Here is a 26,999-nt window from a genome sequence, read left to right as displayed (position 1 = left end):
GATTGACCATCACATGCAAAAAGTAGATGTCAGAGAAAAAGCGCGGGCAAGAGATGTCCGCATACTGAAGAAATGGAGCGACGAAAATACGTTCCGCAAATCCATGGAGAACCGTGAAGGACGTCCGAACTATGTATTTTACGAAGGTCCTCCTACAGCGAACGGTGCACCGCATATCGGGCACGTGCTGGGCCGTGTAATCAAGGATTTCATCGGTCGTTACCAAACGATGAAAGGCTATCGTGTGGTACGTAAAGCGGGCTGGGATACACATGGTCTTCCAGTAGAGCTAGGCGTGCAGAAGAAGCTTGGGATCTCCGGTAAACAAGAGATCGAAGAATATGGTGTAGAGAAATTCATTCAGGAATGTAAAGACAGCGTCTTCGGCTACGAGAAGCAATGGCGCGAGTTTACAGAGGGTATCGGATACTGGACGGATTTAGATAATCCTTACGTAACCTTGGATAACACATATATCGAAAGCGTGTGGAACATCTTGGCTACGGTTCATGACAAAGGGTTGCTCTATCGCGGACACCGCGTTAGCCCTTACTGCCCAAGCTGCCAGACTACCCTAAGCTCCCACGAAGTAGCTCAAGGCTACAAAACCGTCAAGGATCTTAGTGCGACTGCAAAGTTCAAACTGGATGACAGTGGAGACTACGTACTAGCTTGGACGACTACACCTTGGACATTGCCAGCGCACATGGCTTTAGCCATGAACCCTGACATGGATTATGTACGTGTACAACAAGAAGATGGTGTGTACATCGTTGCTAAGAATTTGGTGGAAGAAGTAATGAAAGGCGAGCACACCGTCCTTTCGACACATAAAGGTTCCGAGTTCATCGGCAAAACTTACGCTCCTCCTTTCGGATACATCAAAGCAGAGAAAAGCAATGTCATCGTAGGTGCTTCCTTCGTTACAGATTCCAGCGGTACAGGGATCGTACACATGGCACCAGCGCATGGTGAAGATGACTACAAGACTTGCCGCGAGAACGGTATCAGCTTCGTAAACGTGGTTGATAATTCCGGTAAGTATACCGATGTAGTGTCTGATTTTGCCGGACGCTTCGTAAAAGATTGCGATTTGGATATCGTTAAAGCTTTGTCTGAAAAAGGATTACTTTACGGTAAAGAAAAATACGAGCATAGCTATCCGTTCTGCTGGCGTTGTGATACACCGCTCTTGTATTACGCAACAGACAGCTGGTTCATCAACACTACAGCGATCAAGGATCAGCTCATTGCTAACAACAACAGCGTAAGTTGGTACCCTGAGCATGTACGCGAAGGCCGTTTTGGTAAGTTCTTGGATGAACTGGTGGACTGGAATATCAGCCGTAATCGTTACTGGGGTACACCGCTTAATGTTTGGGTATGTCAAGAAACGGGCAAAGAGTTCGCTCCACACAGCATTGAAGAACTGAGAGCCATGGCAATCGGCGATGTGCCTGAGGATATCGAGCTGCATAAGCCTTTTGTAGATAAGATCAAGCTACGTAGTCCTTTCAGTGAAGGTGCAGAGATGGTTCGCACACCGGAAGTTATCGACGTTTGGTTTGACAGTGGTTCAATGCCTTTTGCCCAAAGCCACTATCCATTTGAGAACGAAGATAAGCTGAATGATCAGTATCCAGCGGATATGATCTGTGAAGGGATCGACCAGACCCGTGGATGGTTCTATAGCTTGCTAGCAGTATCTACCTTGTTTAAAGGTAAAGCACCATATAAAGCGGTAATCGCTACAGGCCATATCCTCGACGAGAACGGTCAAAAAATGTCCAAATCCAAAGGCAATGTTATTGATCCTTGGGAAATCATGAATGAATACGGAACGGATGCTTTCCGTTGGGCAATTCTGTCTGACAGTGCACCGTGGAACAACAAACGGTTCTCTCGTGGTCTTGTAGGGGAAACCAAATCTAAAGTTGTAGATACACTGGTGAATACACATGCGTTCTTGACGCTTTATGCAGGCATCGATGGTTACGATCCAGCCGATCATCCTTTTAAAGTATCCGAACATAAGCTGGACCGCTGGATTCTATCCCGTCTGAACAGCTTGATTCTTTTGGTAGATAAAGGACTTGCGGTAAATGACTTCGTAAACACGTCCAAAGCAATTGAGAACTTTGTGGATGAGCTGAGTAACTGGTATATCCGTCGTTCCCGTGACCGTTTCTGGGGGAGTGGTCTAGGTGAAGATAAGCTTGATGCTTATCGTACACTGACCCATGTGCTTTTGACGACAGCCTCTTTGATGGCTCCATTTACACCAATGTTGTCTGAAGATATCTTCACGAACCTTGGCGGCGGAGAAAGCGTGCATTTAGCAGATTATCCGGTTGCTGATGAGAGCTTGATCGATAAAGAGCTGGAAGAGGATATGGAAAGTGCAAGACAGATCGTTGAGCTGGCGCGCAACGTGCGTAACGAAACAGGCATTAAGAATCGTCAACCACTGTCTGAGCTGATCGTTTCGATGAACCGTGACTTCCATTTGTCTGAGTATGAAGAGATCATCAAAGAAGAGATCAACATCAAGAACATCGTGCTGGAGACTAGTGATAGCGGATTTGTGGATTTCACACTTAAGCTGAATCTTAAGGTTGCCGGTAAAAAATACGGTAAAAACGTTGGCTTCCTGCAAGGCTTCCTGAAAGCTCTGGATAGTGACTCTACCCGCAAAGCGGTACAAGATGGCTCAATCACGATTGCGACGCCAGAGGGAGAAGAGCTCGTAATCACTTCCGAAGAGCTACTCGTTGAAAAACAAGCCAAAGCAGGTTTCGCCGCAGCTTCTGGATATGGAATTACGGTTGCGCTCAATACTGAAATCACGCCTGAGCTTGAACAAGAAGGCTGGGTTCGTGAGATCATTCGTGCGGTTCAAGACTACCGTAAACGTCTGGATCTGCCGATCGAGAAACGGATCGCACTCACGCTGAATGTAGACGATGAGCTCAAAGCAGCAGTTACAGCATTTGAGAATGTATTGCGAGACAATGTACTTGTGACTACGGTTGATTTTGGCGGAGAACACGCTTTTGAAACGGTAGATGTTGGTGGTAAATCTATCGGTATCCATATTGGAGCGTAAATCTGCATTACCTGTCCCAAAACAGCATATACTAGCGGCACAAGTGTAAACGGAGAACTTCTGTTTATGCGGGAAATATAGTCTTTATATTTCGCCCGCAAAAAATAACGAGCCTCGTGCTCAAGGAGATTCATTCTCTTTGACCGGGCTCGTTTACTTTGTGGGCGTGTATAGACGTATGAGAGGAGCTGTGGCTGTGGAGGATCAGAAGAACAGAATCTCCGTCAAGACATCGGGCAACAAGAACAGCCCAGACATGGGAGCGGAGAAAAAGGCTATTCCTGAGGCAAACCCTGAGCGTTTAACAGCAGATCATCGTAATCCGGAAGATATTCCACTGGAAGAAAAAATGAATACAATGTATCGATTAACCTTTGAATGGGCCCATATTTTAGAAAAATCACGAATTTATAAGTATACAGAGCTGCTATATTCACCTTGGAGTCTCATTTGGCGAAACATCTTATATGGAACGGCTCGTGGAGTTGGGATCGCGCTAGGCTTTACTTTTTTTGCGGCAACGATCATTTATGTCCTTCAGGGGCTTGGAGCCTTGAATCTACCGATCATCGGAGATTATATTGCGGATATTGTACGGATTGTACAGCGTCAGCTGGAATTCAAATAGCTTGTTAAGGCGAAGCCGTCTTTATTTGGGTTGAAGGAGAGATTAGAGTCCGGTCCATTTTCTTAGGTGGATTTACCCAACCTTGAGCTTTTATGTTTCTCCCCAGTCCTGACCTTTCCTTCTTTAATCTTTGGAGAGGGCTGCGCTGCTTATTTTCCTCGTGTATGATGCGTAAGCCTCTCATTAATAATAAATATCGTCGGTCATCTTCATGACTGAGTTGTTGTACATTTTTGAAATAATCGTGATTCACTACGGTACACTCCTTGTATGTCGATTTCATCATGCGTTAGATCAGTTTAACATCTGAATCTGAACATTTTCTTAACAAAATGACATAGAGCATAAAAAAACAAAAAAACAGCGGGCATTCCACAATAAAACTGGAACCGCACGCTGTTCATTTTTCTAGTAGGGATAATGCTTTTACTCTTCGCCTTCGAGCGGATCAAGCATGTAACTTCCCTCGCCACTATCCTTATAGCGTTCGTAGCTGCGTCCCGGTACTACAATTAAATGGTTCCCTGTAATATCGGTGGCAATAAAGTTCTCCCAAGGCTCTACACAGCCTTCCAGCTCATCCGCTTCAATCTCCATATCGTTATAAGAGTCAATATTGCTGCCCTCCGCCATAGCGGGGGAATCGGAGTTACCATAGCTTTCTACTATCTGCCAGGCATCTTCACCGTCAAAGCCGTTTTGATCCTCTCGCTCATCGAGACTGGTACGCCCAAATGGAGGAGACAAAAATTCTTCTTCAATTGGCCGAGTAAAAGGTGCATTTTGACGTGGGGCGTGCTCCTTACAGTAAAGTGTAGAAGGAATGGCAGATAAACGCTCAAAAGGGATCGGTTTACCGCTAGCCTTACATATCCCGTAGGTGCCTTCATCCATTGCGGAGAGAGCAGCTTCGATATCATCCAGCTCATGCTCGTCCCGCTCAAGCAGTGAAATATCCATGGAGCGATTATACAAATCGGTGGCTGCGTCCCCCGGATGGTTGTCATTCTCGGAAAGTTCTCCGGTGCCATCTCGCATGGATTCCTGTAAGCCGTAATTTTCATTATTCTGAAGCCTTTGCTGAATAGTATCACGATCTTTTTCTAATCGGGCGCGTAGCTCTGAGAGCTGCTGTACTGTCAGGTGCGTCATGATGAGTAAGCTCCTTTCTGTACTTTTTTAAGAATCCTTCCGACTTACCGATTTGCACCGGATGGTTCTTTGTTAGGTTGACCTGAGAGGCGTTATTTTAGCGATGGAAAATAGTCCCCAAGATTAAGCGCCCGAGAGGTGTCACGCAATAGACGATCTTCTAAGGGCTGTGCTACAATATACAAGTCTTATAACAGTATTCGTACCGCATTTGGCGGGAAAAATAAGAACGGAGTGACAACTTCTGTGGTGTACTATTTGATTGCTCTTATTGTATTTTTGGTGGATCAGGGAACGAAGTATCTCATTGCCACACGTCTGGAGATTGGGGAACAGATTTCGGTGATTGGTAATTTCTTCCTAATTACTTCACATCGTAATCGCGGGGCTGCTTTTGGGATTCTACAAGGTCAGCAATGGTTCTTCTTTTTAGTTACGGTTGTAGTGGTTGCAGGTATCGTTTGGTACTTAAACAAAACTAGACATTCGCGGAAGATGCTATCGGTTGCCCTTGGGCTTGTTCTGGGTGGGGCGATTGGTAACTTCCTAGACCGGATGATCAGTGGTGAGGTTGTCGATTTCCTTCTGTTTAATTTTGGAAGCTATAGCTTCCCGATTTTTAACGTTGCGGATTCATGTATCGTCATTGGGGTTGGGTTGATTCTTTTGGACTCCTTCCGCGATCTTAAGAATGGTGAAGAAATCACGGAAATCAAAGAAGTAAAAGAAGCAAAGGAAGTAAAAGAAGGGAATGAATGATTTGAGTAAAGACGTCAATCACCAAGCGGCATCTACGAGCGAAGAAGAGAGGGACGTCACGGAGTGGACCGTTTCGGCGGAGAACGCGCGGGAGCGAATTGATAAATATATTACGGAATCTTGGGAAGAGGATATTTCTCGTTCTCAGGTACAGCTGTGGATCAGTGGCGGGCATGTTACGGTTAATGGGGCACCGGTTAAAGCTAACTATAAGCTCTCAGAAGGCGATAAAGTTTCCATTGTCGTACCAGAAGCAGAAGTGACGGACTTGATCCCAGAGAATATTCCTCTTGAAGTTGTATACGAAGACAGCGATGTCATTGTGATTAATAAGCCACGTGGAATGGTTGTGCACCCAGCAGCTGGTCATCCGTCAGGCACTTTGGTGAATGCACTGATGTATCATTGCAAGGATCTGTCCGGTATTAACGGTGAGATTCGTCCGGGTATTGTCCACCGTATTGATAAAGATACCTCTGGTCTTATTATGGTGGCTAAGAATGATGCCAGTCACGCATCGCTCGCAGCACAGCTTAAAGAGCACAGTGTAACACGCCGCTATATAGCTGTTGTGCACGGCAACTTGTCGCATGACAAAGGAACGGTTGACGCTCCGATCGGTAGAGATCCACATGATCGCAAGCTATACACTGTAACGGAAAAGAACAGCAAGAAATCTGTGACCCATTTTACGGTCATGGAGCGTTTCGGCGAATGTACACTGCTGGAGTTGCAGCTAGAGACTGGTCGCACGCATCAGATCAGAGTGCACATGAAATTCATAGGTCATCCGCTTGTGGGCGATCCGGTTTACGGTCGCAGCAAGGGAATAACTATGAATGGACAGGCATTACATGCGGCGGTGCTTGGATTTATTCATCCTACGACAGGTGAATATAAAGAATTCAGCAGACCTATTCCGGAAGACATGGAAGAAGTTCTACTCGCATTGCGCAGCAGATAAGTACAAATGAAGTGATAAATAGTCTATGGTATTGAACTCTGCTTTCCATCATATTTAATAACATAAGGATAAAGAGAAGGTTATGCCTTATTCTTTATCCTTATTTTTTATCACAGAAACGGATCTCTAGAAACATAAGCCATCCAAGGGACGGCGAAGCCGTTTCTTCTGAAATTAGAATAGATAGCCAGGAGATGAGATGAAAGTATGAGTATTGAACAATACCAAGACAGCTTCATTCAGACTAATTTTGCAGACCGCATTGGTGGTGCGAACTATGGCAAAGATACCTCGATTTATAAATTCGAGAAAATCAAACGTGCCAAAGCATCCGCTAAACAGGATTTTCCTGATATTGAATTGATCGACATGGGCGTAGGCGAGCCGGATGAGATGGCTGATGCCGGTATCGTGGCTAAGCTTGCTGAAGAAGCAGCTAAGGAAGAAAACCGTGGTTATGCGGACAATGGAATTGCTGAGTTTAAGACAGCCGCTGCCGAATATTTGCGGGAAGTATTCCGTGTGGAAGGTATTGATCCTGTTACAGAGGTAGTTCACTCTATCGGATCTAAGCCTGCGCTGGCGATGTTGCCTTCTTGCTTTATCAATCCGGGAGATATTACGATTATGACGGTGCCGGGTTATCCAGTGCTGGGTACACATACTAAATACTTGGGTGGACAAGTGTTTACAGTAGAACTGAAGAAGGAGAATAACTTCCTTCCAGATCTCAACGAAATTCCAGAAGAAGTTGCTCATAAAGCTAAGCTTCTTTACTTGAACTATCCAAACAATCCAACGGGCGCTAGCGCGACTCCTGAATTTTTTGCTGAAGTCGTTGCATGGGCTAAAAAATATGATGTAGTCGTTATCCACGATGCGCCATATGCGGCTTTAACCTATGATGGTTTGAAGCCACTTAGCTTCCTCTCTGTGCCGGGTGCGAAGGATGTTGGCGTGGAACTACATTCCTTGTCCAAATCCTACAATATGACAGGCTGGAGAATTGGCTTTGTTGCCGGGAATCCTTTAGTTGTTAAAGCCTTCAGTGATGTGAAGGATAATAATGATTCCGGTCAATTTATTGCGATTCAAAAAGCTGCGGCTTACGGTCTTGCTCATCCAGAGATTACTGAAGCGATTGCGGCCAAGTATTCTCGTCGTCATAACCTGTTGGTTGATGCACTGAACAGCCTCGGCTTCCAAGCTGAGAAACCAAAGGGTTCTTTCTTCCTTTATGTTGCTGCGCCAAAAGGTGTCAAAGGCGGTCGCCGTTTTGAATCTGGTGAAGATTTCTCGCAATTCCTGATCCGTGAGAAGCTAATCTCCACTGTGCCTTGGGATGATGCAGGTCCATTTGTACGTTTCTCCGTTACCTTTATTGCTAAAGGGGAAGAGGAAGAAAGACGTGTCATTTCTGAAATCCAAAGACGCCTAAGCGATGTGGAATTTGAATTTTAATCTATAGTTAGAAATTGAAGCTGCCTAGGGTAACCTTGGGTGGCTTTTCTTTATGTTAGACGTTAATCCAGGTAGAAAATACGAAAATAAAAGCTATATCCATCGTTATGGCTTCCTCTTGTTGTTAATAGAAGTAAGTTTGGAAAGTGTTGTAGTTTAGGCAGATAAAGTTGACATGCAGGGTTTGTTCTGTCATAATTCTCATTAAATGAATAGCGCCTTTAATTCAGTCCTGTGAGGCTGGCAAGGTAACGTGAATCGAGGTTCGCGACTCTTAGAAAGGTATCCGTGTGTATACACCGGACTGTCTTTTTATGCGCGCGGCCATCATCTTCTTCATCTGCGGATTTCACTCCTTGCCTGTTATAGGCAAGGAGTTTTTTGATTTCCGGGAACTTGAATAGGCGAAACAAGTGGAGGGTGACAAGATTATGGTTACTGAGAAAAATGTAATTATGGACGAAACGGCGATCCGCCGGGCATTATCCCGTATTGCTCATGAGATTTTGGAGAAAAACAAAGGAATTGAGAATTGTCTACTGGTGGGTATCCGGACAAGAGGCGTATATCTGGCACAGCGCATCGCTGAGCGTATCAAGGAAATTGAAGGCGTCGAGATTCCTTACGGCGAACTCGACATCACACATTATCGGGATGACCGTGAAGTAGGAGGCAGTGAAGCTGTAGTGAAGAGTAACGTCATTATTACTTCCGGCAGTGATGGCATCCATGATAAGAAGGTCATTTTGTTCGACGATGTGCTTTACACCGGACGCACGATCCGCGCGGCGATGGATGCTTTGATGGATTGCGGACGCCCACGAATGATTCAACTGGCAGTACTGGCTGACCGTGGACACCGCGAGCTGCCAATCCGGCCGGACTACATCGGTAAGAATGTACCTACCTCAAAGCATGAGCAGATTGAAGTGGCGCTGAAGGAATACGACGGCAAAGACGAGGTCTACATTATTTCAAACCGGGAGGAACGATAACATCATGACGCTTACCAAGGTAAAGGAACGTAGTCTGCTGGGTATAAAAGAGCTTGATCGGTCGGAAATCACCCAATTGCTGGATAGAACAGCATACTGGGACAATCAAAGTGAGAAGCTAACTCCCATTTTGAACTCGCATTTTATTTCTAACATGTTTTTTGAGAACAGCACACGCACACGCTTCTCTTTCGAAATGGCAGAGAAACGACTGGGTGCACAAGTACTTAATTTTACGGCTGCAGCTTCTAGTGTAGAAAAAGGGGAGTCGATCTACGATACAGTACGCACACTGGAATCGATGGGGATCGATGCCGGAGTTGTGCGTTTGAAGCCTGCAGGTGTGCTGCAGCAGTTAGCTGAGAAGGTGTCCATACCGCTTATTAATGCGGGCGACGGCAACAATGAACATCCAACACAAGCGCTGCTTGATCTTTACACCATGACTAAAACGTTTGGAGATTTAAAGGGTCTCACGGTTTCTATTATCGGGGACATCATGCATAGCCGGGTAGCGCGCTCCAATCTATGGGGACTCACAAAGCTGGGAGCTAAAGTGCAATTCTGTGCACCGGAGAATATGAAGGCTCCTGAGCTTATGGAATACGCGCCTTATGTAACTATAGAGGAAGCACTTAAAGCAGATGTAGTCATGATGCTTCGTGTGCAGCTGGAACGCCATTCTTCCGGAATCGTACTTTCCGCAGAGGATTACCGCAGACATTATGGTTTAACGGTAGAACGCGCTGCTAAGCTTGCAAAAGATACAATCATTATGCATCCAGCACCGGTTAACCGGAATGTCGAGATTGATGATGCAGTTGTAGAGTGCAGTCAATCAAGGATTTTCCCGCAAATGTCTAATGGGGTGCCGGTTCGGATGGCAGTTCTCGAAAGAGCTTTACTATAAAGTTCTAAGAATGATGATGTATAAGGACTAATAAATATACACAAACATGAATTTTTATTATATAATGATGAGAGGGCCCGCAGCTGGGATCTGAGGGTAAAGGTAGAATCATGACAGTGATTATTAGAAACGCCAGTGTATTGAATGAGGAAGGCTTGTTAGAGCGGAAACATATTGTACTTGAAGAAGGTGTTATCTCGACCATAATCGACGGAAATGAAGCTGCTCCAGAAGCGGGAGAGATCATTGATGCAGAAGGCAAGCTGCTCATTCCAGGGCTCATTGATATGCATGTGCACTTACGCGAACCGGGATTTGAACACAAGGAAACCGTAGAAACCGGAAGTCGCTCGGCTGCCAAAGGCGGATTTACTACCATCGCTTGTATGCCTAATACCCGTCCGGTAACAGATACGCCGGAAATCGTACAATTTGTGAAAGACAAAGCGCGTGAAGCAGGACTTGTTAAAGTACTTCCTTATGCAGCCATTACGAAAAACGAGCTCGGACGTGAGCTGACTGATTTTGCGGCGCTTAAAGAAGCTGGAGCTATCGGTTACACCGACGACGGCGTGGGCGTCCAAAGCGCTCAAATGATGAAAGATGCAATGAACATCGCAGCATCGCTCGATATGCCAGTCATTGCTCACTGCGAGGATAACTCACTGGTTGAAGGCTGCTGTGTAGCCGAAGGTGAGTTCGCAAGAAAGCATGGCCTCAAAGGAATTCCAAATGAGTCGGAAGCCATCCATGTTGGACGCGATATTTTGCTGGCTGAAGCGACAGGCGTTCATTACCATGTATGCCATGTAAGTACTGAACAATCGGTGCGATTGATTCGCCAAGCGAAAGAAATCGGCATTAAAGTTACTGCTGAGGTATGTCCGCATCACTTGCTGCTCTCTGAAGAAGATATTCCAGGCCTAGATGCGAATTGGAAAATGAACCCGCCGCTACGCTCCCGCCGCGATGTTGAGGCATGTATCGAAGGTTTGCTTGACGGCACACTAGATATGATCGTTACGGACCATGCGCCGCATAGTGAGGAAGAGAAGGCTAAAGGCATGCAACTTGCACCTTTTGGTATCGTTGGATTCGAAACAGCTTTTCCACTACTGTACACAGCGTTTGTAGCAACCGGAAAATGGGATTTATCCTTACTAGTACAAAGAATGACCGCTGACCCTGCACGGGTATTCAGACTGAACACCGGTGTGATGGATATCGGAGCTCCTGCAGATTTGACACTGATTGACCTGGAGCAAGAGAAAGAAGTAGACCCAGGATCATTCGCAAGTAAAGGACGTAATACTCCTTTTGGTGGCTGGAAGCTTAAGGGCTGGCCAGTAATGACATGGGTAGACGGCAAAGCCGTATGGACTGAGAAAAACTAGCGGACCGGTGGGGCGGAGTTGCTGATCTTAATGGATGCAGCGATTGAATACACGTACACTCCGGAAGGCTTGTAAGGCATAAGCATTAGACTACAGAAACATGAAGGAGTGGAATGGAATGCAGGCGAGATTGCTGCTGCAAGACGGAACTTTATTTACAGGTACCGCATTTGGCGCTGAAGGCGAAAAGACAGGCGAGGTTGTTTTTAATACAGGAATTACAGGATACCAAGAGGTGCTGTCTGACCCTTCATATTGCGGACAAATCGTTACAATGACTTACCCATTGATCGGGAACTACGGGATTACTCGGGATGACTTTGAATCGGTTAGACCTTTCGTACACGGTTTTGTAGTGCGTCGTCATGAAGAAGTTCCTAGTAACTGGCGTGCTGAATATAGTGTGGACGACTTGCTGAAAGAATACGATATTCCTGGGATCAGCGAGATTGATACTCGGATGTTGACTCGGATTATTCGCCACTACGGAACAATGAAAGCGATCCTGACCACCTCTAACAAACGTGTAGAGGAACTGATGGAAATGATGGGAAATACTACGATTGAGGAATTGCGCAATCAGGTAGCTCGTACATCAACTGCAAGTTCGTACAGCAGCCCAGGCAACAAAGAAAGAATTGTGCTTGTGGATTATGGTGCAAAAGCTGGTATCCTACGTGAACTTAACGACCGTGGTTGTGATGTTGTTGTTGTACCACATGATGTAAAAGCGGAAGAAGTTCGCCGTCTGAACCCAGATGGTATCCTACTGTCTAACGGCCCTGGGGACCCGAAAGATGTGCCTCATGCTGTCAAGACGATTTCCGAATTGCTTGGCGAATATCCGATCTTCGGTATCTGCCTAGGTCATCAGTTGTTTGCGCTGGCTTGCGGAGCAGATACAGAGAAGCTGAAATTCGGTCACCGCGGTGGGAACCACCCTGTGAAGGAACTGGAAAGCGGACGCTGCTTCATCACTTCCCAGAACCATGGTTATACCGTCAATGAGGAATCTGTGAAGAACACTGAACTAGAAGTTACTCACATTAATAATAATGATAAGACTGTTGAAGGAATTAAACATACCCGTTACCCTGCATTTTCGGTGCAATATCATCCGGAAGCAGCGCCAGGACCACATGACAGCAGCTACTTATTTGATCGCTTCCTGCAAATGATTGCAGATCATAAAGCTAAGACACCTGTTGTTTCACGTCAAGCACAACTTGCGGCAAACGCCAGAATCACGGCGCCAAAAACTAACTTACAGCTTGAAGCCGTGAAAGGAGCTCTATAACATGCCAAAGAACGATAAGCTTAAAAAAATTCTAGTGATCGGTTCCGGACCGATCGTCATCGGTCAAGCCGCGGAGTTTGACTACGCAGGAACTCAGGCTTGCCAAGCCCTTAAAGAAGAAGGCGTGGAAGTCGTACTGATTAACAGCAATCCAGCAACGATTATGACAGATACAAATATCGCAGATAAAGTGTACATCGAGCCTATTACGCTTGAATTCGTAACTGCGATTATTCGCCAGGAACGTCCGGATGGCTTGCTTCCAACGCTGGGCGGTCAAACCGGCCTGAACATGGCTGTAGAATTGGCTCGTGCAGGTGTACTTGAGCAAGAGAATGTTAAGCTTCTTGGTACACAGCTTGATTCCATCGAGAAAGCAGAAGATCGCGATTTGTTCCGTGATCTAATGCGTGAATTGGAACAGCCTGTACCAGATAGCACGATTATTACTACTGTAGATGAAGCAATGAAATTCGCTGAGGAAATTGGTTTCCCTCTGATTGTTCGTCCAGCTTATACACTTGGCGGCACAGGCGGCGGGATCTGCGATAATGAAGAAGAACTGCGTGAAACCGTTAAAGCAGGTATTCGTTATAGCCCGATCGGACAATGTCTGGTTGAGAAGAGTATTGCCGGCATGAAGGAAGTTGAATATGAGGTTATGCGTGATGCTAATGACAACTGTATCGTTGTCTGCAACATGGAAAACTTTGATCCTGTAGGCGTACATACAGGTGACAGTATTGTTGTGGCACCTAGCCAGACGTTGTCAGATCGCGAATATCAAATGCTGCGTACAGCTTCGCTCAAAATCATCCGTGCCCTGAATATTGAGGGTGGATGTAACGTACAGTTCGCACTTGATCCACAAAGCTATCAATATTATGTAATCGAAGTAAACCCGCGTGTCAGCCGTTCCTCGGCTTTGGCTTCCAAAGCAACTGGATATCCAATTGCCAAAATGGCTGCCAAAATCGCAATGGGTTACACGCTGGATGAAATCATCAATCCGGTTACCGGACAGACCTATGCATGCTTCGAGCCTACACTTGACTATATCGTAAGTAAAATTCCACGCTGGCCGTTCGACAAGTTCATTCACGCGAACCGTAAGCTGGGTACGCAAATGAAAGCGACAGGCGAAGTAATGGCGATCGGCCGTACTTTTGAAGAGTCGATTCATAAAGCGATTCGTTCCTTGGAAATTGGTGTACACCGTTTCCGTCTGCCAGGTGCAGAGACATTGGAAGAGAGCGTACTGCGTGAACGTCTTGCGAAGCCTGACGATGAGCGTCTGTTCCTGATTGCTGAAGCTTTCCGTCGTGGTTACGGGTTGCAAGAGATCCAGGATATTACGAACGTAGACTGGTGGTTCCTCTCCAAAATTGAAGGTTTGATTAACTTTGAAGATGTGATTCGCGGTGAAGAAACGTTGTCTGCGGAAACTCTATACCAAGCGAAACGCAAGGGCTTTACAGACCGTGCAATTGCTGAGATTCGTGCAGAAGGACAAGCGGACGGCAAGTTTACTAAAGAAGCGGATGTGCGCGCGCTACGTTTGGAGCAAGGTTTAACACCTGTGTTCAAAATGGTAGATACTTGTGCGGCTGAGTTCGAAGCTACTACACCTTACTACTACTCGACTTATGAGACTGAGAACGAAGTCATTCATTCTGACAAGCAAAAGGTTATTGTGCTGGGATCTGGTCCAATCCGGATCGGTCAGGGGATTGAGTTCGATTACTCTACAGTGCATGCAGTATGGGCTATTCAGAAGGCTGGATATGAAGCGGTTATCATCAATAATAACCCTGAGACGGTATCTACAGACTTCAATACTTCGGACCGGTTGTATTTTGAACCACTATTCTTCGAAGATGTTATGAACGTAATTGCACAAGAAAATCCGATTGGGGTTATCGTTCAATTCGGTGGTCAGACTGCGATTAACCTTGCGGCACCTCTAAGTGCTGCTGGTGTGAAGATTCTCGGAACTAGTCTTGACAGCATTGATGAAGCTGAGAACCGTAAGAAATTCGAAGCATTGCTGGCTCGTCTTGATATCGCTCAACCGAAGGGTAAGACAGTTACAGACGTGGATCAAGCCGTAGAAACTGCACAATCCCTTGGATATCCGGTGCTGGTTCGTCCTTCCTACGTACTAGGCGGACGTGCAATGGAAATTGTATATAACGATACTGAACTGCTCAGCTACATGGTAGAAGCGGTGAAAGTGAATCCAGAGCATCCGGTATTGATTGACCGTTACATGTTAGGTAAAGAGGTTGAGGTAGACGCGATTTGTGACGGTGAGACAGTAGTTATTCCAGGTATCATGGAACATGTCGAGCGTGCAGGTGTTCACTCCGGTGACTCCATCGCTGTATATCCTCCGCAATATCTGGATGAAGGTCTGAAAGCGAAAATTGCCGAAATCACTATCAAGATCGCTAAGGAACTGAAGACGATTGGACTGGTTAACATCCAGTTTGTTATCTATCAGAACGAAGTGTACGTAATCGAAGTAAATCCGCGCTCCTCGCGTACGGTTCCTTTCCTGAGCAAGGTGACAGGAATCCCAATGGCGCATTTGGCAACCAAGATCATTCTGGGCAGCAAGCTGAAGGATGACGGTTATACAGAAGGTTTGTGGCCGGAAAGCGATTATGTATCGGTTAAAGTGCCGGTGTTCTCTTTTGCTAAACTGCGCAGAGTAGAACCTACACTCGGACCTGAAATGAAATCAACCGGTGAAGTTATGGGCCGTGATAAATTGTACGCCAAAGCTTTATACAAAGGTCTGATCGGAGCAGGGATGAAAATTCCAGCTACAGGCGCTATCATCGTTACGGTGGCGGATAAGGATAAAGCAGAAGCTGTAGAACTTATGAAAGGCTTCCACTCCATGGGTTACAAAATCATTGCTACTGGAGGCACGGCACAAGCGCTTGAAGAAGCAGGCCTCAACGTAATGAATGTGAATAAACTGGATGAAGGTGCGCCAAACATTCTCGACTTGATTCGTGGCGGGCAAGCCAACTTCGTCTTTAATACACTGACTAAAGGCAAAACACCAGAACGTGACGGATTCCGTATCCGCCGTGAAGCGGTTGAGAATGGCGTCGTATGTATGACTTCACTGGATACAGTAACTGCACTTCTCAGAATGCTGCAGACGATTAACTTCTCGTCACAGTCCATGCCTGCTTTTGTCGGACAATTGAACTAATCTCATAAAGATGCATAGGGCGGTTTGCGTTTACGCAGACCGTTCCGCTATGCCTAGGGTCTAATAAATAAAGGGTGTGGATGTAGTCTGCACTGGATAGGAGCATGGTTATGGGAGTTGGAGATGTAGAGTGGAAAGCAATGGCGAATCGACTGATGATCGCCTTGGATTATCCTGATGTGACTGGAGCAAGAGCCTTGATCGATAAGCTTGAAGGCATTCCTTGCTATATGAAGGTAGGCATGCAGTTGTTCTATGCGGCAGGACCTGAATTTATTCAAGAGCTGAAATCTCGTGGCTATTCTGTGTTCGTCGATGTGAAAATGCATGATATCCCTAACACGGTCAAAGGTGGCGCTCAAAGTCTTACTACTCTTGGCGCTGATATGTTTAACGTACATGCGGCAGGGGGCACAGCTATGATGGCGGCAACACGTGAAGGAGCGGTTTCAGCAATCAGTGCTAATGCTGCACTTAAGATGCCTTTGATTATTGCAGTTACCCAGCTAACCAGTACGAGTCAAGAAGTGATGAATAATGAAATTGGGATCGCAGGTGAGGTAGCGGATACTGTGGTAAGATACGCTAAGCTGGCAGCCGATGCAGGTCTAGACGGCGTAGTGGCTTCACCACAAGAATCTGCAGCTATCGCAGAAGCTTGCGGCCCAGCATTTTGCACGGTTACACCAGGTATTCGACCTGCAGGTGCTTCTCTGGACGATCAGTCCCGGGTTATGACACCTGGAAAAGCCATTCGTCAGGGTAGCCATTACCTTGTTGTAGGACGGCCGATTACAGCTTCACCAGATCCACGTCAAGCAGCACTAAACATTATTGAGGAGATGACCCTAGCATGAGCACATTAAATAGAAGCGAACAAGTAGCAAGTTATCTGTTGGAGATTGGAGCAGTAGCACTGCGTCCACAGGAGCCTTTTACATGGACCTCTGGTATCAAATCGCCGATCTATTGCGACAATCGTCTGACTATGGCTTACCCAGAAGTTCGTAACTATATTGCAGATGCCTTCGCACAGCTTATTAAGAGCGAGTATCCGGACGCTGAAGTGATCGCAGGTACAGCAACCGCAGGTATTCCACACGCGGCTTGGGTAGCAGATAAACTTAATCTGCCAATGGCTTATATCCGTGATAAAGCTAAAGGCCACGGTAAGCAGAATCAGATCGAAGGACTGATTAAGCCGGGACAAAAGGTAGTTGTTATTGAAGATTTGATCTCCACTGGCGGAAGCTCCATTAAAGCCGCTCAGGCCGTGCAAGAAGCAGGCGCAGAAGTATTAGCAGTACTTGCAATCTTCAGCTATGAGCTGGATCGTGCAGTGGATGCTTTTGCTGCAGCTGAAATGCCATTACAAAGCTTGTCCAATTACAGCACATTGATTGATGTGGCTCTTGCACAAGGCAAAATTGAATCGACAGACGTAGAAGTACTGAAGTCTTGGAGAAAAGATCCGTCATCATTTGGTGTTTAATTTTTAAATAAATTGAGTATAGTTTTGTTTTGGCGAGCCTCTCACTTTATAGTGGGGGGCTTTTTTTAACTGCACAGATGCTCTGCATACCGTTGATCTATGTCACAGTAGCTCAATGCACAGTTGTTCTATGTCTTGACACTTATATCGCTCCTTCATCTCAGACACCAATAGTTGTACTTCGTGCACTTAAACTAACTTCCCTTAGTGGAACGGGCACTATAGTTGCACTTTATGCAATTATAATCAGCTAGTTATTCGCCGGAAGCTCTTAGTAACGTGTTTTAACTGCATAGAGTGCACTTAAAAGTAGAAACAGAACTTAATCACCACTAATAGATGCAGAAAGTGCAACTATCCAGTCGCAGAGGGTGGAATTGTGCAGGTAACGGCACCTTTTGAAACCTCCTAGTAACATTTTTATAGGAATAATATGAAGAAATCGTAGTATAACTTTAAACGACCTGTAACTTCCCCTCCGGATTAAAGCTTTATACTGTTACTAGCATTATGGATTATTTATCCATAAGTTGTAGAAGGATCAAGTATTTTATAGGAGGATACAATAATGAATCATATAAACAACAATAAGCGACTGTGGCGCCGCTGGTTAAGCTTTGGAGTATGTGCTGCGCTGTTACTACCACTAATATCAGATGGGTGGAATACAGCTTGGGCTGAGCCTTCTAAGGCTTCAACGGAGCAGCGTGTATTGCGTATTGGGAGTCTATGGTCTGGGGAGGACGATTCTTTTTTTCGTCAGCAGTTTACGGATATGTATGAATTGCAGCATCCAGAGATCAAGTTGGAGATTATTCCGGCCATAGATACGAATGAGCTTCGGTACATTAACACCTCCACAGACACAAGCTCTGATAATTTAGAGAATATCCGTGCGATTATGGGCGGGGATAAGCCTGTTGATGTGATTGTCGGTGATAGCGCATTAGTGAAGAGTTTGGTAGATCATAATCTTGTCCAATCGCTGGAGCCGCTTATAGCGCGTGATCAGTATGATTTAAGCAATATAGCGCCTACAACGCTGAATGGAGTTCGTGAGCTAGGAAGAGGAAGTCTTTTTGCGTTGGCGCCGACCTTCTCATCTAGTGCGCTATTTTATAATAAGGGAATCTTTGATGCTGCTGGTGTCGGCTACCCAACGGACAAGATGACTTGGTATGAACTGTTTGCGCTGGCAGATAAGGTGACGAAGAGATCAACAAATAAAGAAACACAGATATATGGGTTCTCGATGAACCGTTACTTAAGTGATCCATTCTGGGATATGCAGAGCTACGTCGCACCGCTAGAACTTACAATGTACGATAATAAAGGTCAGCATATGACTGTAAATACTACACAATGGCATCAGGCTTGGACTACTTACAGTCAGTTGGTTAAAAAGAAAATTGTACCTGGGTTAAATGGGTTGGATTTTGCAGGAACAGAAGGGGATAGCTATAGTCCAATCCAAGGGGATTTATTCCTCGCAGGAAAAGCGGCAATGGTCGTTGGGGAATACGGCTATCTCAATGATCTGGCGGTAGTGGAGCGTAATGCTGCTAAGATCAAGAATTACCATCCTTTCAAATGGGGGGTTGTTAATGTACCCACTTATCAAGAAAAGCCTGGTGTTGCTATTGGAACATGGCTTGGGAATATGATGGCTATTAGTTCTACGGCTACTAATAAAGAAGATGCTTGGGATTTGATTAAGTTCGTCAACAGTAATGAGGTTGCCAAAATTAAAGCCCATAACAAGAGTGAACTGACTTCCCGCAAGGATTATATTACCGCTCAGACCCCTTCTGTAAATTTGGAAGCTTTTTATACGCTTCGACCATTACCTGCAACGGATCCTTTATTGATCAATCTACAGATGCAGAAGCCTGGGATTAGCCGAATTAGCGATGTTGGGCGGCAATTATTCATTGATGTCTATCAGGGGAAGAAAACGGTCGAGAGTGCGCTCAAAGCTTGGGAGAAGCAAGGAAATACCATGCTGGATACACTTGAAAAAGATCCCGCGGTCTATTTCGAATCGATCGCTGAATGACTCTGAAATATGCCCTAAGCCACCAGTTTTCTGGTGGCTTATTTTGTGGAACTTGGGCATGATAAGTTCAGAGCGGTGTATCATAAATTTGCGAAAAGGAGAAGAGGGCATCATGAATTGGATATACTTCGCGAAACTGTTCAGGACCAGATTTCAAGCAGGTTGTTTGGCTAAAAGATTGGAGCAAGATGGCTGGATTTACGGTTATCATGACCCGCGTTTTGTAGAAATTTATCGATCCCGTAAGGGAAGGTACGGAGTTAGATTTCTGCCTTAAGAACTTTTATAAATTCTTCCTTGACGTAGACCCAATTTGTAATGTATATTATTTATTGTCGCTGTTTGAATATTTTTTCTGACGCGGGGTGGAGCAGCCCGGTAGCTCGTCGGGCTCATAACCCGAAGGCCGCAGGTTCAAATCCTGCCCCCGCAACCAATTTATTTACAACAGCAATTGTACATTCGGATATTTTTAGATCCGGGCCCTTAGCTCAGTTGGTTAGAGCGGTCGGCTCATAACCGATTGGTCGGGGGTTCGAGTCCCTCAGGGCCCACTTAGAGAAAACCCTTACTTTGTAAGGGTTTTTTGCTGTCTATAGGATTAGTGATATAAAGAAAATAGGATGGGGAAAGGCCGGGATTTTAAGTTTGCTAACGGATTTGCTAACGTGAATTATTTTTCTGCAGTTTCGAGCTGTTTTTCAGCATATTTATTCAGTTCGGCTTCAATTTTGTCAATGGCCTCTTCCTGCATGATTGGGAGTAGGTTTGAGTATCGTTCGTTGAACATCGATGGAGTCATACCCAGTCGTTCAGCAGCTACCTTTGGATTTATTCCGATCGCCAATAAGAATGATGCATGTGTATGTCGCTGGTCGTGGAAACTAATTTTTTTGACACCTGCTTTACGAACAAGTATGAACATACCTTCAGTAATTCGTTTTGGCTTTATATAACCTCCGCCAGCTAGCAACATACTAAGTCATTATCCTCATATGAGTCTCCATATTCTTTTTTATCAGCCCCGATTTGCTTGTAGCGTTCCTTAAGGTCATCAATAATATTCTGAAAAAGTTTTACCCGTCGTATGGAATCATTCGTTTTTGGACGTTGAATGACTAAACCATCACGTGTCCAGTTGACCGTCTGAATCACCTAGAGTTCTTTCTTTTCAAAGTCGATATCATCCCAGCGAATTCCAAGGATCTCACCACGTCTCATTCCAGTATAAATTGCCAATGAAAACACAATAGACTGGCGGGCGCCTCATCAAGCCAACAGGCAGTATAGTTTAACTTAAACTAAACTTTCCGTTTCCCGCAGTTAACATAAGGTGTAATCTGAAAGCACCTTTTTTGAAGGTGATACTCATCAAGAACCGTATTTATGAAGGAGTGACTTAATGCAAGCTATTAAATCTATAATAGATTGTCCAGAGCGTCATATAGAGTTTGCTGAATATGTTAAAGAAAAATGGCCAAACGTACAGAAGGTGGTACTCCCTAAAATTGACGAGAGTTTATCGGCTGAAGATGGTTTGCCATTAACATTTCTGTTATTAAAAAACGACAAAATAATTGGATTTTATCAATTGATTGAACAGGAATATATAATTCGAAAAGATTTATCGCCATGGATTGCTCCTTTGTTCATTGACGAGAATGAGCGAGGGCAAGGTTTAGGTTCAGTATTGTTGGAGCATGCCAGAAAAATTGTGGGGCAATTGGGATATACGAAGGTTTATATAACGACTGACCATATCCGTTACTATGAGAAATATGGATTCAGAGAAATCGGTTTGGATAATTTCGAATGGGGACGACCCACCAAAATCTATGAGCACGATACTATAAAGTAATTTATCGCAATATGTTTTTTTGGACTTAACTAACGGGAAACGATAGTTGAATCTACAGAGGGATGGTATCAAACATGGACTATGAAATCAAAATAGCAACCTTGGAACATAAAGAAATACTCAGCAACCTGTTACAATTCTATATTTATGATTTCTCAGAATTTATGGAGTTGCAGTTTGAGGCAAACGGTAAATATGGTAATTATCCAATTGATGAATATTGGTCTAAAGCCCCCAATTATCCATATTTAATCAGTCTCAATGGGGAAATTATTGGATTTGTCTTAGTCAAATTAAAAAATCGGGAAGAAGATGACGCATATTTTTCTATTGCTGAATTTTTTATTGCGAAGAAGTATCGTAGGCTGGGATTAGGGAGATTGGTTGCTAAAGATATATTTGATATGCACCAGGGAAAATGGGAAGTTTACCAAATAGATAACAACAAGCCCGCTCAACTCTTTTGGAAAAAGGCAATAGAAGAGTATACAGGAGGTAAATTTACTGAACGAATTGAAGTAGGAAGAAGAATACAAGTATTCATTAGTTAATGATATTCAGGACTAGCAAGGGCTTACGCTAACGGGAAACGTGAGTCCAAAAACCAACAGTAGTTTAGGACTTTTTCTTACCAGTAACATATACATAATGTTCCAAATAATTTATATTAAGGTTATAGAGTTTGGGAGTAATGGCATTGCAATTTGGAAGAACCTCGCCGACATTGGCGAGGTTCTTATATTAATGGGGGTTGCTGGTTGATAAAAATGATAATTTTGTTGGTTATTCTTGTTATCGTTACTGCTGTTTTTGTATTCAAAGTTTTATCAAGAAAGAAGAGTTACCCTACCCAAAGTATTGTAATTGATCCACTTAAGATTACGATCCAGGACATAGACCGAATGGAAGACGGAACTGGCTTTGTAGAATATCTGTATCGTTTATTTTTGGCCATGGGTTATAGTGATGCATATAAAACGAAAGGAGGCAGAAATTTTGGATCTGACTTAGTGTTTACAGACGGGGAGGGGGTTCGGAATGTCGTTCAGGCAAAGCGTTATTCCTATCCAGTAGGGTTAGGAGCTGTTCGAGAGATCTATAGTTCCATGAGATATTACAGGGCAAAAAAGTCCATGGTAATATCCTCAAATCAATATACCTCAGCGTGTGAAGAACTTGCTAGTTATAACGCCGTAAGATTACATAGTAGAAGTGACCTTATAGAAATTATAAACTTTTTCAAGTCAGGGCAGATTGATAAAGCAAAGGATATCCTTGAGTCAGAGCCCAGGATTATACTGGATTCATGGGATAATAAAGTAATTAAGAAGGACTTCAAAGTTGAAAACCGATGGGTTGCGAAGAAATAAATAGTTCGTAGAACAAGGAGCTTTTATACTGATGAACAATGAAGATTTTTAATACAGAAATACATACTTTTTCGTAGGGAATCAAACGATTCTATGGATCACCATACTTGGCTTTGTGTTGTTAGGATTTGTATTGTTTTATTTGATTAAGAAATACATAAAGCAGAGAAAATGAGGCCAGGTATTCTAATACATAGGAGTGCTTTAATGAAGAAAATCTTCAAAGAATTTGGTGTCCATTTTTGTGCGGCAACAATTCTTCTAGGCATTTCATTATTGTTCAATGATTATGATGTTGAGGAACAACAATCTTTGTTGGTTGTAATGATGTGTGGAGCGCTCATATCTATTGGTGGATATAACTATTTGAAAAACAGAAAAGGTGTTGTTGTGATGATCGTAGGAGTTATTGTATTAGGATTAGCGCTTTGTAACTTATCTTTTTAGAAGTGATCATGTTGAGATTGTAGTTGTGCTTAAAAGCCCATAAAGAAACCAGGACAAACTCAATGGTCACATTGGTCACGAATTTGGTCACAAACTCATTTTAATTAAGTTTAATCAATATTAGATAATCCCAATAATAACAAGAATTCCTGAATAGAGTTTAAGGTATTTACCCCTTTCCTCTATATCAGTTGGTTAGAGTGGTCGGCTCATAACCGATTGGTCGGGGGTTCGAGTCCCTCAGGGCCCACTTATCAAAAACCTTACTTTGTAAGGGTTTTTTGCTGTCTATAGGCACATAGATTCAAAGGGAAGAGAACTAGGAAGGCCCGAAATTCGAGTTTGCTAACGGATTTACTGATGCAAGATTTATCGTCATGCGCTTACCGCAGGGATAGTTTAAATCTTTTGAATGCACTAAAGAGCAGAGGGATTTATTAAATCTTAAATAGAAATCTGACATTCATTTGATGAAAGTGCTATAATTATTAAATCAGTGTGTAGAGATATTGGTCTTTTTATTGGGCCAAAAATATATGTCTCATGATACGTCTGCCATCTGAAATATGATTCACGGAGATGACAAACATGCATGGAGACACAAGACTGCCCAGAAACGGAAAAGAAGGTATATTATTTTTACTCATTATTTCAATCATTTCAGTAAACACTATTGCCCCTATTATTGTGGGATTGGAACGTGGCTTCAGTAAGGAAGTGTATATAGATACACTAAAGGTTATTCCGTTTATGTGGATGATCGTAGTTTTATCCGTAAGATTAGTTGCAGGGCCGATTGTTGGGAAAGTGATGCCGAAATTCATGGGACAAACCGATGGATTTAATGCTAGGGTGCTGTTGAATACTTTTTTGAATGTTACAGTGTTATCTATTTTACTATCGATTATCGGCACGTGGGTGGGGACGAAGCAAATAAGCTTAGAGCCACTTAAAAACTTTCTTCACATCTGGCCAAGAAACTTTGGTATAGCATTTTGGATTGAACTATTGGTGGCGCAGCCGATCGCAAGATTTGCGATGAAAACATTACATGCTAGACAGGATCGTAAAACGGAAAGTGTAAATGCGTAACTAGCTAGAATGTTGTAGAGTAGACGAATAACAAATTCAAGGAGCGTCCATGGTGGGCGTTCCTTTTTTGATTCCCTATGTTATAGCAACATTGAACAAGTAAAAGAGCCATCATAGGATTAACCTACAACGGCTCTTTTACACTATATACTTTCTCTAAAAACAATTCTTCAAAAAAGCTTTGTAAATTTTTTCGTCTATTTCTATTAAACTCTTCTTTCCATCCTTGAACTGAACTGCAATGATATGAACCCCTTTGCTCTTAGCTGAAAGGCCAGCAAGCAAACCAACCGGTCCGAGTAGAAATCCTCCCACTAATCCTCTTCCTACAGCACTCACAGCACTTTTGGAATGAGTTTCGTCCATTATCTCATAATCCTCTACAGTGTTTTTGTCTAGTGTGATTGTTTTTAAAAAACCAGTTTGCAAATTTACAATTCCAAGAGTAGACATTATTACTTTACCTTCATAGTCACCAGCTATAACTTTATTTTTTGCACCCATCTAATCACTCCTTCTTAAACACATATATTAATCGACAAAATCATTCTACTACACAAAAACTTTTGGCGATATATGGATTTTTATTTAGAATCTGATATTCTGGCATGGTGCAATGCAAACCATATAGCCAACATAAAAAGGGCGCTGTCGCAAAGCCATGAAATGGTTTGGAAGCAGTGCCCTTTTTGCGTATCCAGCTAGACTTCTCTAATGGGGATAGCGCCCGTAACGTTGTAGTAATCGTTGTCCCAATCGCTGTATGCTGGGTTTCCGACCAACATCCCTATAGTTTCATACTATCCCAGAGCTTCTGGAATGCCCCAGATTCGACTTCGAAGAATACCGGTGCCTGACCGTAACGTACAAGTCCTTGACCGAACAGCGTCAGCTCTACCCGGGCGTTGTCTTCCAACTGTAGATAGATGATCTTGCGCTCTTCGCTGTCGTAGATGCCTTGCTCGATAAGTGGCTCTGCTGCCAGTGGTTTAGCCCCGTTGAGTGCCGTCAGGAAGCCGCTAAACGCCTCGTCGACAGCAAGCGGTGTGTACTTCTGTAGTCCATTGTTCCAGCTGTCGAAGCTTTCCCACTGAGCTGAAGTAATTCTGCCCTCAAGATTTAGCTTGCCGAACAGATCAGCACCGCTGTTTACGGTGATGCCGTTCGTATGTTCATACAGTTCGGCGAATACCTCGCCGTTGATTTCCGAATAGGACATAATCAGGAAATTGGAATCATATCCCTTCACAGAATAGATATCCGTCTCTCCGATGTTAGAAGCTAGCTCAATATATTTGTCTTTACCGCTCCATTCATCGATGCCGCCTGTAGTCCGTCCCAGCTTGTCACCGCGCAGAGCGGCAGCGTCGGTGGCGTCGATGCGAGTTGCAGACTGTGTATAAATATTATCTTTATACACGACTAGAGCGATCATATCTGCCTTAACACCAGACTTGGGATCCGGCAGTTCCAGCTTGGGGATGATAATGCTTCTGGATGTATCTGTGCTAGGATTGCCTGCATCACTTGGGCCCGGAGTTACCTGAGCAATCTGTCCTTGGGTGCTCTGACCGTTCAACTGCTGCCATATATTCGGTGCAGCCAAGCCGATTCCGGCAGCAAGCACGATACTTGCCGCGATATAAACCGTTTTGCGTGGACGTTTCCGCTCCTGCTGGTGCACCAGTTTGTCGATCAATTCTTTTTTCATCTCTTCACCTGGTTTCATAGAATCCACCGCTTTCGTATATAATGTTCGAAACTGATCTTCCTTCATTGTGATTCCGCTCCTTCCAGCTCCAGTTTTAACAGTTGCCGTCCCCGCTGAAGTCTCATCTTCACAGCAGACTGACTAATCTGCAGAATCTTGCTGATTTCCTGGATGGGATAATCCTCGTAATAATAAAGATGGATTACAGTTTTATACTTCATGGGCATCGCCATAACTAATTGCAATAGAGCCAATTCTTCGGGGTTGTCTACCGCAATCGGCTCAGCGCTTTCCAGCTTAACCTCACGCTTTCGCCAGCCTCTACCCAGTAATGTTTTACAATGATTGGTGATTACGCGGATCAGCCATGCTTTCTGATGTTCAGCATCTTTGAACTTTGGCACCTTTTCTATCAGTTTGATGAAGGTCTCCTGAGTAGCTTCTTCGGCATCTTGGCGGCTGCCTAGATGGACCAAGGCGATTCGGAACAGCATATCTGCGTAGATTTCGTAACTCTTTATCACATGATTTCCCGGCCGGGTCATGGATCGCTGCATGATTCTATGCCCCCTTTACCTATAACACCATTTAGGACGGCATTTGGTCACATTATGTTCCTGAGAAAATTTTGTTAGACATATAGATCAAGGGTTAGGATCTAAAAAAACGCGGTTGTCTTAGTAGCCATAATCCTGACTGCTGAGACAATCGCGTTTTTATAATAGAAGTTCCCCCTTTACGGGAGACGCTCCTCAATATGTTTATATGTATATTTTGGATCAGAACCTTTTACAGGAGCCATGCTGTATTGATAAATCAGATCCTTCTCTTTTCTATAAAAGTATCTTGCGTTAGGTTCATCTGCAAAGATAACCGTTGTGCTTACTACGGGAGCCTTACCAATCTGGGTATAAACTTTATAAAGATCTTCATTCATATAATCTCTAGCATCTACTAGATAATGAATGATCTCATTGTTCATCTGATTTCGGAAGGAGTGAAGCGCTAAGGAAGCAACTCCATATACAATAATGAGAGTAACAAGAATTATTTTTGTTCTTTTCTTCATTAATTTCCT

General features: G+C 44.0%; 26 protein-coding genes and 2 tRNA genes. 21 read left to right on the top strand and 7 right to left on the bottom strand.

The window, feature by feature from the left end:
* Positions 1 to 13: 13 nt before the first annotated feature.
* Together ileS and R50345_RS22340 are read left to right on the top strand one after the other, a co-directional pair.
* Positions 14 to 3,106 (top strand): isoleucine--tRNA ligase, encoded by a 3,093-nt coding sequence (gene ileS, locus R50345_RS22345; protein ID WP_042130213.1) that lies wholly within the window; start codon positions 14 to 16, stop codon positions 3,104 to 3,106.
* A gap of 256 nt (positions 3,107 to 3,362) precedes the next feature.
* Complete coding sequence (locus R50345_RS22340; protein ID WP_419886804.1) at positions 3,363 to 3,734, top strand: DUF5665 domain-containing protein; 372 nt, start codon at positions 3,363 to 3,365, stop codon at positions 3,732 to 3,734.
* A 426-nt stretch (positions 3,735 to 4,160) separates the two neighbouring features.
* Here the strand turns inward: R50345_RS22340 and R50345_RS22330 are convergent, their stop codons facing one another.
* Positions 4,161 to 4,886 (bottom strand): TraR/DksA C4-type zinc finger protein, encoded by a 726-nt coding sequence (locus R50345_RS22330; RefSeq protein WP_042130209.1) that lies wholly within the window; start codon positions 4,884 to 4,886, stop codon positions 4,161 to 4,163.
* A gap of 246 nt (positions 4,887 to 5,132) precedes the next feature.
* On the opposite strand from R50345_RS22330, the gene lspA reads away from it, so the two are divergent.
* The 14 genes from lspA to R50345_RS22265 all read left to right on the top strand — a co-directional run bounded on the left by lspA (position 5,133) and on the right by R50345_RS22265 (position 19,997).
* Positions 5,133 to 5,645, top strand: coding sequence for a signal peptidase II (gene lspA / locus R50345_RS22325; protein WP_042130207.1), 513 nt, complete (start codon positions 5,133 to 5,135; stop codon positions 5,643 to 5,645).
* Positions 5,638 to 6,609 (top strand): RluA family pseudouridine synthase, encoded by a 972-nt coding sequence (locus tag R50345_RS22320; RefSeq protein WP_042130206.1) that lies wholly within the window; start codon positions 5,638 to 5,640, stop codon positions 6,607 to 6,609. The genes lspA and R50345_RS22320 overlap by 8 nt, the downstream gene beginning before the upstream one ends.
* Before the next feature lie 207 nt (positions 6,610 to 6,816).
* Entirely contained in the window at positions 6,817 to 8,070 is a 1,254-nt protein-coding gene (locus R50345_RS22315; RefSeq protein WP_042130204.1) for an LL-diaminopimelate aminotransferase, read from the top strand.
* Between the two features lie 431 nt (positions 8,071 to 8,501).
* Complete coding sequence (gene pyrR / locus R50345_RS22310) at positions 8,502 to 9,065, top strand: bifunctional pyr operon transcriptional regulator/uracil phosphoribosyltransferase PyrR (protein WP_042130202.1); 564 nt, start codon at positions 8,502 to 8,504, stop codon at positions 9,063 to 9,065.
* A 4-nt stretch (positions 9,066 to 9,069) separates the two neighbouring features.
* Positions 9,070 to 9,975, top strand: a complete 906-nt coding sequence (locus tag R50345_RS22305) for an aspartate carbamoyltransferase catalytic subunit (RefSeq protein ID WP_042130201.1) — start codon at positions 9,070 to 9,072, stop codon at positions 9,973 to 9,975.
* 110 nt (positions 9,976 to 10,085) lie between these two features.
* Positions 10,086 to 11,369 (top strand): dihydroorotase, encoded by a 1,284-nt coding sequence (locus R50345_RS22300; protein ID WP_042130200.1) that lies wholly within the window; start codon positions 10,086 to 10,088, stop codon positions 11,367 to 11,369.
* A gap of 118 nt (positions 11,370 to 11,487) precedes the next feature.
* Positions 11,488 to 12,666, top strand: a complete 1,179-nt coding sequence (carA, locus tag R50345_RS22295) for a glutamine-hydrolyzing carbamoyl-phosphate synthase small subunit (RefSeq protein ID WP_042130198.1) — start codon at positions 11,488 to 11,490, stop codon at positions 12,664 to 12,666.
* Between the two features lies 1 nt (position 12,667).
* Complete coding sequence (carB, locus tag R50345_RS22290) at positions 12,668 to 15,895, top strand: carbamoyl-phosphate synthase large subunit (protein WP_042130197.1); 3,228 nt, start codon at positions 12,668 to 12,670, stop codon at positions 15,893 to 15,895.
* A gap of 110 nt (positions 15,896 to 16,005) precedes the next feature.
* A complete protein-coding gene (gene pyrF / locus R50345_RS22285) occupies positions 16,006 to 16,752 on the top strand; it encodes an orotidine-5'-phosphate decarboxylase (RefSeq protein ID WP_042130195.1) in 747 nt (248 codons plus the stop codon).
* Positions 16,749 to 17,387, top strand: a complete 639-nt coding sequence (pyrE, locus tag R50345_RS22280; protein ID WP_042130193.1) for an orotate phosphoribosyltransferase — start codon at positions 16,749 to 16,751, stop codon at positions 17,385 to 17,387. The genes pyrF and pyrE overlap by 4 nt, the downstream gene beginning before the upstream one ends.
* A gap of 568 nt (positions 17,388 to 17,955) precedes the next feature.
* Positions 17,956 to 19,443, top strand: a complete 1,488-nt coding sequence (locus R50345_RS22275) for an ABC transporter substrate-binding protein (RefSeq protein ID WP_042130191.1) — start codon at positions 17,956 to 17,958, stop codon at positions 19,441 to 19,443.
* Positions 19,444 to 19,555: 112 nt separating this feature from the next.
* Positions 19,556 to 19,720, top strand: a complete 165-nt coding sequence (locus R50345_RS31740; RefSeq protein WP_019909365.1) for a hypothetical protein — start codon at positions 19,556 to 19,558, stop codon at positions 19,718 to 19,720.
* An 82-nt stretch (positions 19,721 to 19,802) separates the two neighbouring features.
* Positions 19,803 to 19,879: transfer RNA gene (locus R50345_RS22270), tRNA-Met, on the top strand.
* Between the two features lie 44 nt (positions 19,880 to 19,923).
* Positions 19,924 to 19,997, top strand: a tRNA-Ile gene (locus tag R50345_RS22265).
* 119 nt (positions 19,998 to 20,116) lie between these two features.
* Here the strand turns inward: R50345_RS22265 and R50345_RS32040 are convergent.
* Complete coding sequence (locus R50345_RS32040; protein WP_231573879.1) at positions 20,117 to 20,419, bottom strand: site-specific integrase; 303 nt, start codon at positions 20,417 to 20,419, stop codon at positions 20,117 to 20,119.
* A 179-nt stretch (positions 20,420 to 20,598) separates the two neighbouring features.
* Positions 20,599 to 20,664 carry a hypothetical protein gene (locus R50345_RS32035; protein WP_231574298.1) on the bottom strand — a complete coding sequence of 22 codons (66 nt, stop codon included), beginning with the start codon at positions 20,662 to 20,664 and terminating at the stop codon, positions 20,599 to 20,601.
* A gap of 181 nt (positions 20,665 to 20,845) precedes the next feature.
* On the opposite strand from R50345_RS32035, the gene R50345_RS22255 reads away from it, so the two are divergent.
* From R50345_RS22255 to R50345_RS22235, 5 genes are all read left to right on the top strand, one after another.
* Complete coding sequence (locus R50345_RS22255; protein WP_042130189.1) at positions 20,846 to 21,301, top strand: GNAT family N-acetyltransferase; 456 nt, start codon at positions 20,846 to 20,848, stop codon at positions 21,299 to 21,301.
* A 74-nt stretch (positions 21,302 to 21,375) separates the two neighbouring features.
* Positions 21,376 to 21,852, top strand: a complete 477-nt coding sequence (locus R50345_RS22250) for a GNAT family N-acetyltransferase (protein ID WP_042130188.1) — start codon at positions 21,376 to 21,378, stop codon at positions 21,850 to 21,852.
* A 216-nt stretch (positions 21,853 to 22,068) separates the two neighbouring features.
* Positions 22,069 to 22,671 carry a restriction endonuclease gene (locus tag R50345_RS22245; RefSeq protein ID WP_042132385.1) on the top strand — a complete coding sequence of 201 codons (603 nt, stop codon included), beginning with the start codon at positions 22,069 to 22,071 and terminating at the stop codon, positions 22,669 to 22,671.
* A 207-nt stretch (positions 22,672 to 22,878) separates the two neighbouring features.
* The gene (locus R50345_RS22240; protein WP_042130186.1) at positions 22,879 to 23,118 is read left to right on the top strand and encodes a hypothetical protein; all 240 of its coding nucleotides are present in this window, start codon (positions 22,879 to 22,881) and stop codon (positions 23,116 to 23,118) included.
* A gap of 588 nt (positions 23,119 to 23,706) precedes the next feature.
* Positions 23,707 to 24,210, top strand: coding sequence for a DUF2798 domain-containing protein (locus R50345_RS22235; RefSeq protein WP_042130185.1), 504 nt, complete (start codon positions 23,707 to 23,709; stop codon positions 24,208 to 24,210).
* A gap of 156 nt (positions 24,211 to 24,366) precedes the next feature.
* Here R50345_RS22235 and R50345_RS22230 read toward each other — a convergent pair whose 3' ends face one another.
* The 4 genes from R50345_RS22230 to R50345_RS22215 all read right to left on the bottom strand — a co-directional run bounded on the left by R50345_RS22230 (position 24,367) and on the right by R50345_RS22215 (position 26,990).
* Positions 24,367 to 24,714, bottom strand: coding sequence for a hypothetical protein (locus R50345_RS22230; protein ID WP_042130183.1), 348 nt, complete (start codon positions 24,712 to 24,714; stop codon positions 24,367 to 24,369).
* Positions 24,715 to 24,997: 283 nt separating this feature from the next.
* Positions 24,998 to 25,987: a hypothetical protein gene (locus R50345_RS22225; RefSeq protein ID WP_042130181.1), complete on the bottom strand. Its 990-nt coding sequence runs from the start codon at positions 25,985 to 25,987 to the stop codon at positions 24,998 to 25,000.
* Complete coding sequence (locus R50345_RS22220; RefSeq protein WP_042130179.1) at positions 25,984 to 26,478, bottom strand: RNA polymerase sigma factor; 495 nt, start codon at positions 26,476 to 26,478, stop codon at positions 25,984 to 25,986. The genes R50345_RS22225 and R50345_RS22220 overlap by 4 nt, the downstream gene beginning before the upstream one ends.
* A gap of 179 nt (positions 26,479 to 26,657) precedes the next feature.
* Positions 26,658 to 26,990 (bottom strand): hypothetical protein, encoded by a 333-nt coding sequence (locus tag R50345_RS22215; protein WP_052414697.1) that lies wholly within the window; start codon positions 26,988 to 26,990, stop codon positions 26,658 to 26,660.
* Positions 26,991 to 26,999: the final 9 nt, after the last annotated feature.

This window comes from Paenibacillus sp. FSL R5-0345, assembly GCF_000758585.1.
Lineage (GTDB): Bacteria > Bacillota > Bacilli > Paenibacillales > Paenibacillaceae > Paenibacillus_AQ.
The sequence above is the reverse complement of the archived record's forward strand: the minus strand, read 5'-3'. Positions and strand labels throughout refer to the sequence as shown.

Excerpts from the sequence above, each read along its gene's own strand:
- R50345_RS32040 (WP_231573879.1), bottom strand. The coding sequence starts at position 20,419 with ATGTTGCTAGCTGGCGGAGGTTATATAAAGCCAAAACGAATTACTGAA.
- pyrF (WP_042130195.1), top strand. The coding sequence starts at position 16,006 with ATGGGAGTTGGAGATGTAGAGTGGAAAGCAATGGCGAATCGACTGATG.
- pyrE (WP_042130193.1), top strand. The coding sequence starts at position 16,749 with ATGAGCACATTAAATAGAAGCGAACAAGTAGCAAGTTATCTGTTGGAG.
- R50345_RS22340 (WP_419886804.1), top strand. The coding sequence starts at position 3,363 with ATGGGAGCGGAGAAAAAGGCTATTCCTGAGGCAAACCCTGAGCGTTTA.
- R50345_RS22275 (WP_042130191.1), top strand. The coding sequence starts at position 17,956 with ATGAATCATATAAACAACAATAAGCGACTGTGGCGCCGCTGGTTAAGC.
- R50345_RS22300 (WP_042130200.1), top strand. The coding sequence starts at position 10,086 with ATGACAGTGATTATTAGAAACGCCAGTGTATTGAATGAGGAAGGCTTG.
- R50345_RS31740 (WP_019909365.1), top strand. The coding sequence starts at position 19,556 with ATGAATTGGATATACTTCGCGAAACTGTTCAGGACCAGATTTCAAGCA.
- carA (WP_042130198.1), top strand. The coding sequence starts at position 11,488 with ATGCAGGCGAGATTGCTGCTGCAAGACGGAACTTTATTTACAGGTACC.
- R50345_RS22220 (WP_042130179.1), bottom strand. The coding sequence starts at position 26,478 with ATGCAGCGATCCATGACCCGGCCGGGAAATCATGTGATAAAGAGTTAC.
- pyrR (WP_042130202.1), top strand. The coding sequence starts at position 8,502 with ATGGTTACTGAGAAAAATGTAATTATGGACGAAACGGCGATCCGCCGG.
- R50345_RS22320 (WP_042130206.1), top strand. The coding sequence starts at position 5,638 with ATGAATGATTTGAGTAAAGACGTCAATCACCAAGCGGCATCTACGAGC.
- R50345_RS22235 (WP_042130185.1), top strand. The coding sequence starts at position 23,707 with ATGCATGGAGACACAAGACTGCCCAGAAACGGAAAAGAAGGTATATTA.
- R50345_RS22245 (WP_042132385.1), top strand. The coding sequence starts at position 22,069 with ATGATAATTTTGTTGGTTATTCTTGTTATCGTTACTGCTGTTTTTGTA.
- R50345_RS22215 (WP_052414697.1), bottom strand. The coding sequence starts at position 26,990 with ATGAAGAAAAGAACAAAAATAATTCTTGTTACTCTCATTATTGTATAT.
- R50345_RS22315 (WP_042130204.1), top strand. The coding sequence starts at position 6,817 with ATGAGTATTGAACAATACCAAGACAGCTTCATTCAGACTAATTTTGCA.
- R50345_RS22255 (WP_042130189.1), top strand. The coding sequence starts at position 20,846 with ATGCAAGCTATTAAATCTATAATAGATTGTCCAGAGCGTCATATAGAG.
- R50345_RS22305 (WP_042130201.1), top strand. The coding sequence starts at position 9,070 with ATGACGCTTACCAAGGTAAAGGAACGTAGTCTGCTGGGTATAAAAGAG.
- R50345_RS22330 (WP_042130209.1), bottom strand. The coding sequence starts at position 4,886 with ATGACGCACCTGACAGTACAGCAGCTCTCAGAGCTACGCGCCCGATTA.
- R50345_RS22230 (WP_042130183.1), bottom strand. The coding sequence starts at position 24,714 with ATGGGTGCAAAAAATAAAGTTATAGCTGGTGACTATGAAGGTAAAGTA.
- R50345_RS22240 (WP_042130186.1), top strand. The coding sequence starts at position 22,879 with ATGAAGAAAATCTTCAAAGAATTTGGTGTCCATTTTTGTGCGGCAACA.
- ileS (WP_042130213.1), top strand. The coding sequence starts at position 14 with ATGCAAAAAGTAGATGTCAGAGAAAAAGCGCGGGCAAGAGATGTCCGC.
- R50345_RS22225 (WP_042130181.1), bottom strand. The coding sequence starts at position 25,987 with ATGAAGGAAGATCAGTTTCGAACATTATATACGAAAGCGGTGGATTCT.
- R50345_RS22250 (WP_042130188.1), top strand. The coding sequence starts at position 21,376 with ATGGACTATGAAATCAAAATAGCAACCTTGGAACATAAAGAAATACTC.
- carB (WP_042130197.1), top strand. The coding sequence starts at position 12,668 with ATGCCAAAGAACGATAAGCTTAAAAAAATTCTAGTGATCGGTTCCGGA.